This is a genomic window from Clostridia bacterium (assembly GCA_036562685.1).
GTDB lineage: Bacteria > Bacillota > Clostridia > Christensenellales > DUVY01 > DUVY01.
In genome coordinates this window covers 1-3,160 of the sequence record DATCJR010000131.1, presented here as the reverse complement: position 1 = coordinate 3,160, position 3,160 = coordinate 1, and the positions used below count along the sequence as shown (strand labels likewise).

Here is a 3,160-nt window from a genome sequence, read left to right as displayed (position 1 = left end):
CTTATCCAACATAATATGCTCCTACAAAAAACCGTCTAATAGACAGCGTATTTACATTATTATATCACAAAAGCAGACGGGTCTAAAATTATTTTGTCTGATTGAGCATGCTAAAATGTGTTACTATTTTTGGCAAGAGGGGCAAATGTACGAACGCGTTGACCCCGTCTTGATTTCTACAATCTTAGTATTGCATACAGGGCAAGGTTTTCCTTTTTGGTATGCTACATATTCAAATTCATATCCACCGTTTTTGCCATACAAGTCTTTTTCAAATTTCAAGCCTTGTTTGTCAGCAGCTTTTTTTAATTGGTTTTTTATAGCTTCAAACAGACCAAACTTTTGCTCGTCTGTTAAAGTATTTATTTTTTTCAAAGGATGAACCTTTGCCAAAAATAAAATATCCTGAATATACACATTGCCTATTCCTGCGATATTATGCTGATCAAGTAAAAAGCTCTTAATATTGCCCTTTTTACCCTCAAGCATTTTAGTAAAAGCATCAAAAGTAAAATAAGGACTAATCGGATCAAATCCTAATAAAGCCGTCATGGAATGTTCTATTTCATTATCAGTATAATGGAAATATCCAAACCACCAAAATGTTATATAAAGGCTTCTTTCATCATCAAAATCCAACCTAAATTGATATTTCTCTGGAGCCTTCTCTTGACCGCTCTTAGCCAGCAAAAAGTCTCCTCCCATGCCTAGGCTCAAATATAATAAACCCTCAGACAATTTTATGATTAACCATTTGCCCTTGTACCCGACATCGGTAATAGCTTTGTTTAAAACTTTAGATTTAAAATCCTGTTCAGGGAGATTGAGACATTTGCTTTGCAAAATCTCAATGCCGACAATAGTCCGTCCCAAAAACTCTTTTTTAAACTGCTTGTGAATATTAAATATCTCAGGCAATTCGGGCATATCTTTTCCCCTCATAAATTACTCATAAATTATATATAACAATTATATAATATAACCGTAAAATAAACAAGTGTTTTTAACAAATGTTTAATAAGAATTTAAACTTGATTTTAATCTTATAAAAATTCCCTGTCGAAAAATCTGACAGGGAATAATAGAAATTTGATTAAATTAATTTTACTTCTTAAAATTAAAATTTAATTACCTTAGGCGCTTCGGTAAATGAATAAAACGTGGCTGTTGCATCTTTAAAATAGAGAACTTCGGTGTTGTTATCTTCTGCAGAATACATACCTTTAAGGCTTGGATATTTATCCAGCATATCTTTTTTTGCTTCTATTCTGTCATCTCTAATAAGCTTGCCTGATACTCTTAGCCATTTTCCATCAGCAAAAGCACAGATCTCTGCTTTTGGATTGGCTTGAAGCTGCTTGGATACCTGCTTTACCTTGCCTGTTTGTATATAAAGTTTGCCTTCAAAAATATTTACTGTACCAAACGGTCTTACTCTGGGCTGATCTCCTTCTACCGTGGCCAAATAATATGTTTCGCATTTTTTTAAAAACTCATAAACTTCTTGCATTTTTCTCCTCCTGCTATGTTGATAATTTTTGCATTAGACAATCAATTTTTTCCACTCACAAGAATTTTAAATTCAACAGCAAATTTAAAATAATTATCTTATTTATTTTAGCATCTTTTGGAAAATAAGAAAATACCCTTTTTATTCTAAGGCAATTTAAAAAACTTTTAAAATTTAAAATTATCCTAATATGAATATTTTTAAAACAAAAAAAGCAAACCGTTGTGATTTGCTTTTTTGATTTCAGTCATAAAGATTATAGTTTTTTCGATATTCGTTAGGAGTTAACCCGTTATAATGCTTAAAAAGTCTTACAAAATAATTGCTGTCTGTGTATCCGCAAAGATAAGCTATTTCATAGACCTTAAGATTAGTTGAATTTAGTAGCCGCTTGGATTCCGCCACACGGATTTCGTTAAGAACATCCACAAAACTCTTGTTTAATTTCTTTTTGAACAGCTTGCACAGATGTCCGCCTGAAATCAAAAACTTTTGCGCCACGCTGTCTAGAGTTAATTTCTGTCCGTAGTTTTGCTTCATATATTTTATGACATTGTCCAAAAATATGCTTTTAGATGTGTTTTCTCTTATGTATTGGTCTGAATATTTTCCTAAATTAACAGGCAGTTTACCCTCTGCTTTGCCGCCTTTTAGAAATTTTAGCAAAGATCTTATAGACATGGCTGTGTATTCATAAATGCAAATATGGCATGCGGGCTTTTGCTGGTCGAGTATATCGTATGGAGTGCGCAACGAAATCAACATTATTTCGTGATTGGTTTGTCTAAGCGATGAATACAAGACCTTTTGAACCAGTGTCAAATGAGAATCAGCCAAAGCCAAAATGACCTTTTTGTTATGGGCGAAAGCAAGCATATCAGCTGTATTGAAGTTTTTATTGTCTATGCTTTTGTATGGTATGCCGAATTCTTCGCCTATTATCTTGGCAATATCCATTTTTTCCACATTGACATCTTCTGCATTTGAGCTTACATAGTTTGTAACGCCTATTACTACGGTGTCCTTATCAATTTCAAACGGCTCGCCGCTAGCAAGAGTAATGCTTGCGTAACTAATTTTTTCTGCTAAAGTCTTATTTTTATTAAAATCAATTTGGATAGAAGCCTTATCGGCTGCATAGCGTTTTTTGTATTGTGCAATACGCGCCAATGCTTTTTCCAACGTTTCGTTACTTATGCTTCCGTTTTTTATGGCATTCATCAATGCGTTTCTGACTTTAAGCTGTCTGCCGAAGGTATGGCTAATGGTTATAATATCGGTGCCCGCATTAATTGCAAACACTGCCGCTTCTTCTATCGAAAAAGTCTGAATAAGTCCTGTCATTTCAAAGCAGTCAGTAATAACCAGCCCTTTAAATTTTAGTTCTTTTCTCAAAATACCGTCAATTATTGTCTTGGATATAGATGCAGGAAATTTGTCGTCAATTTTATCAAACAGTATATGAGAAGTCATAATCGCGTCTGCTGCTATATCAGTGTAAGGTATAAGCTCAAGTCTTTTTATTTCGTCTATGGATTTATTGATTCTGGGAAGGTCTATATGAGAGTCTATATCCACATCGCCATGACCTAAGAAGTGTTTGTAGCACGACATAATACCGTTGTTTTGCAAAGCCTTGGCAAAATCAGT

The 3,160-nt window shown here is 33.8% G+C and carries 3 protein-coding genes; all 3 read right to left on the bottom strand.

Annotated elements, in window-relative coordinates:
• Window positions 1-123: 123 nt before the first annotated feature.
• A complete protein-coding gene (locus tag VIL26_05960) occupies window positions 124-942 on the bottom strand; it encodes a DNA-formamidopyrimidine glycosylase family protein (protein HEY8390478.1) in 819 nt (272 codons plus the stop codon).
• Window positions 943-1,117: 175 nt separating this feature from the next.
• Entirely contained in the window at window positions 1,118-1,510 is a 393-nt protein-coding gene (locus VIL26_05955) for a pyridoxamine 5'-phosphate oxidase family protein (GenBank protein HEY8390477.1), read from the bottom strand.
• A 243-nt stretch (window positions 1,511-1,753) separates the two neighbouring features.
• Window positions 1,754-3,160, bottom strand: a 1,407-nt coding sequence (locus VIL26_05950) for a glycoside hydrolase family 3 N-terminal domain-containing protein (protein ID HEY8390476.1), incomplete at its 5' end; no start/stop codon positions are given.

Bases quoted from the DNA above. Each gene is read 5' to 3' on its own strand.
- VIL26_05960 (HEY8390478.1), bottom strand. From the start codon at position 942: ATGAGGGGAAAAGATATGCCCGAATTGCCTGAGATATTTAATATTCAC.
- VIL26_05955 (HEY8390477.1), bottom strand. From the start codon at position 1,510: ATGCAAGAAGTTTATGAGTTTTTAAAAAAATGCGAAACATATTATTTG.